Here is a 3,601-nt window from a genome sequence, read left to right as displayed (position 1 = left end):
TGCCATTTATTCTCTCCTATTTTAAATCGCTCATAGGAACTACATCCATATCAGCATAATTTTGATTTTCTCCGGCCATAGACCAAATAAATGTATAACTTCCTGTACCTGCTCCTGCATGTATAGACCATGAAGGAGAAATTGTTGCTTGTTCATTTTTCATCACTAAATGTCTAGTTTCATCAGGTTCACCTAAAAGATGAAATACTCTAGTATTTTCTTCCATATCAAAGTAAAAATATGTTTCCATTCTTCTATCATGTGTATGTGCTGGCATAGTATTCCATATACTTCCAGTCTCAAGTATAGTCATACCCATTAATAACTGACAAGACTTACAAACCGAAGGATCTACATATTTATATATAGTTCTTTCATTAGAAGTTTCTAAGGCTCCAAGTTTTACAGGATTTGCCTTATCTATATCTATTTTAACTATAGGGTATTCTTTATGGGCTGGGGCAGAAACTATATAATATTTAGCAGGATTATCACTATTATCAGAGGTGAATATAATTTCCTTATTCCCCATTCCTATATATAGCCCGTCTCTCTTATTCATTTCATAAGTTGTTCCATCTATTATAACTTTACCTTTTCCACCAACATTAATTAATCCCATTTCTCTTCTTTGTAAAAAGAAGTCTGTTCCTAATGCTTTAACTTCTCCTAAAATAACTTCTTTATTAACTGGTTTTACTCCACCTGTAATCATTCTATCATCATGTGAGTAAATTAAATTTACAATATCTTCAACAAATACTTCTTCTATTAAAAAGTTTTCTCTTAATTCCTTAGTGTCATATTTTTTCATATCTCTTGGATGTACTGAATATCTAATATCTAATTTCATATTTTCCTCCTAAATTTATTATCTTGATAACCATGCACCGTCTACTGCTAGTACATGTCCATTAATGTAATCTGATGCCTTAGATGACAGGAATATTACCGCACCCATTAAGTCTTCAGTTTCTCCCCATCTACCTGCAGGTATTCTGTTTAAAATTTCTTGATTTCTCTTAATATCATCTCTTATAGGTTGTGTATTTGCTGTTTTAATATATCCTGGTGCAATTGCATTAATTTGTATATTTTTTTCTGCAAGCTCATTTGCAAATGCTCTTGTAAGTCCCATTACACCATGTTTACTTGCTGTATATGGTGGAACAAATTTACCACCTTGGAATGAAAGCATTGATGCTATATTAATTATTTTTCCATGTCCTTGTTTAACCATAACCTTTGCTACTCTTTGAGATAAAAAGTATAAAGCATTTAAATTAATATCCATTACTGCATTCCAATCTTCTTCACTATATTCTAAAAGAGGAGCACGTCTTATAGTTCCTGCATTATTAACAAGTATATCTATTTTTCCAAACTCATTAATAGCTTTCATAACTATTTCTTCCCTAACTTCTTTTTTAGTTAAATCTCCTTTTACAAATATTACTTTTTTACCTAATTTATCGGCATATTCCATAACTTCACTTACATTATCATCAAAAGTAGATATTAACAAATCTGCTCCTGATTCCATTAAAGCTTTTGAATAAGCTAGTCCAAGTCCTGTATTACCACCAGTAACTATTGCAAGTTTCCCTTCTAGTGAAAACATCTCAGTTAAAAATTTATTCAAATCTCAACACCTCTTTCTCTTTTATGTTTATTTCATATTTTTTATTAGCGTTTGTTATTATAATACTATGTTTATAATCTTCAATATTTAATATATCATTATTATCCTCAAATATTATTTCATAATAAAGATTTTCATTAGATTTATGTTCTATCCATACTTTTACAAAATATCCAAATTCACTTTCTTTAATATCAAAATTAAATTCATGGTCTGTAATTATATTAAATATCAAACCATTAATTGATATTCTTCTATCTTCTATTACTATTTTAGGTTTTTGTTTATATAACCTATTTTCAATAGTTGTATATATTTTTTCTTTTGTTCTAATATTAGTATTTAAACAAATAATTTTATTTCCTGTATACACATATGATTTATACATCTTTAAGCTCTTATTATGATTTTCAAATTCCATAAAAAACATCATCTTATTATTCTTTTCTATAGCCCTAACTATTTTAGCATTACTCATATTAACGCCTAAGATTTGTGATGTATTTATACCTTCTAAATCTTCATAAACTTCTGTAGTCCCTGCCATATATCTCATATCAACATTATTCCAGTAATTAGTGTATGTAACATCACTGGTATAGATATATATCATTCCATCGCCTGTATACCAACCCTTTGTGTTCTCACCATTAAAACTCTCATAATTTGAAATATTATTACTATGTCCTACAATAGCTATAGCTTTTTTTTCATCTTTAATAAATACTCTATTTATAACATTACTGACTTTAACTAAAGGTAAATATTCTTCTTTTTCTCTTCCCCTCATATTATTTTTAGCCAAGTTGTATATAAAGGGGGAAAGCTCATTATCAAAATATGAATAATCTTCATATTTTAACATTTCACTTGCAACAAAATTTTTTAAATCCTCATCATTTAAACCATAAGATATTAACAATATTGAATTTAATAACATATGAGCTATAGTTTTATCAGATGAATTTTCCCTTGTAATTGCCCTGCCATTTAACATATCAGGAAATGAACCCTTATACATAAATGGTTTAAAGCTATTAAATATTATTTTTTTTAACTTACAAACTCCAGAAAGATATTTTAAATATTTGCTATCCCCTATAACATAAAGTATTTCTCCTATACCCTGTAATAAGACATTACCATATGTACCATTGTATGCCACACTTCCATGTTGTATAAATGATCCATCATCATAGAACCCATCTCTTTGTGTATCGGTTTCTAATTTATTTATATTTTTTTTGCATTCCCAAACAATGGGCAAAGACTCTAATGCAAGTTTTAATTCATCTTCATTATTTAATAATAAAGATCTAAATACTGAAATTTTAACTGTATCAACCCTATTTCCACCAGTAGATACCCTAAATGGCTTATTACTTGGATGTATAGCAACAGGATTATTTCCTGAATATCTAGAGTCTCCTTGAAAATACATACTAGTTTGTAAATTCTTTTCTTTCTCAATCTCAAATTCTTCTTCATTCATCAATATGAATATATCATTTAATAATAAAGGTATTCCTATTTCCCATTGCCACCAATTCATTTTTTCTACTGATGATAAGTTATAGTAAGTTAATCTTAATATTTCCAAAGATTTAAGTATAAGTTCTTTTATCCCACTATCCTTATATCTCCTATTTCCTATCTGATTATATGCTTTAGAAATTTCTAATATGTTATTGTACCTAAGTTTTACCTCAGCTATATTTAAATTTTCTAAATATTTTAACTTTTCTATATTTTTTTCTTGTTCTGCTTCTATTTGTTTTTGCTTATTTAATGGCAAATTTTTAAAATTTCCTATTAAATATTCTTTTCTTTTTAATAATAATTCATACATTAACTTTTCCTTTAGAAACCGTTTTATATTATAGTCAATAAATTATACCTTAATTCTTTAAGATGTCAATAACCTCCATGTATTTTTTACTAAATTTTTCACTTTCTTCT

Annotated in this window: 3 protein-coding genes; all 3 read right to left on the bottom strand. The window is 27.5% G+C overall.

Annotated elements, in window-relative coordinates:
* Positions 1–16: 16 nt before the first annotated feature.
* From kduI to BUE91_RS06705, 3 genes are read right to left on the bottom strand one after another with little or no spacing between them, the layout of a single operon-like run.
* Entirely contained in the window at positions 17–853 is an 837-nt protein-coding gene (kduI, locus tag BUE91_RS06715; RefSeq protein ID WP_066900504.1) for a 5-dehydro-4-deoxy-D-glucuronate isomerase, read from the bottom strand.
* An 18-nt stretch (positions 854–871) separates the two neighbouring features.
* A complete protein-coding gene (gene kduD, locus BUE91_RS06710; protein WP_073508370.1) occupies positions 872–1,642 on the bottom strand; it encodes a 2-dehydro-3-deoxy-D-gluconate 5-dehydrogenase KduD in 771 nt (256 codons plus the stop codon).
* Positions 1,635–3,491: a polysaccharide lyase family 8 super-sandwich domain-containing protein gene (locus BUE91_RS06705; protein ID WP_073508369.1), complete on the bottom strand. Its 1,857-nt coding sequence runs from the start codon at positions 3,489–3,491 to the stop codon at positions 1,635–1,637. The genes kduD and BUE91_RS06705 overlap by 8 nt, the downstream gene beginning before the upstream one ends.
* Positions 3,492–3,601: the final 110 nt, after the last annotated feature.

The organism is Streptobacillus notomytis (assembly GCF_001902585.1).
In the GTDB taxonomy this organism is placed as follows: domain Bacteria; phylum Fusobacteriota; class Fusobacteriia; order Fusobacteriales; family Leptotrichiaceae; genus Streptobacillus; species Streptobacillus notomytis.
The sequence above is the reverse complement of the archived record's forward strand: the minus strand, read 5'-3'. Positions and strand labels throughout refer to the sequence as shown.

What these genes read in the sequence shown, in the direction of transcription:
- kduI (WP_066900504.1), bottom strand. Translation starts at nt 853, where the DNA reads ATGAAATTAGATATTAGATATTCAGTACATCCAAGAGATATGAAAAAA.
- BUE91_RS06705 (WP_073508369.1), bottom strand. Translation starts at nt 3,491, where the DNA reads ATGTATGAATTATTATTAAAAAGAAAAGAATATTTAATAGGAAATTTT.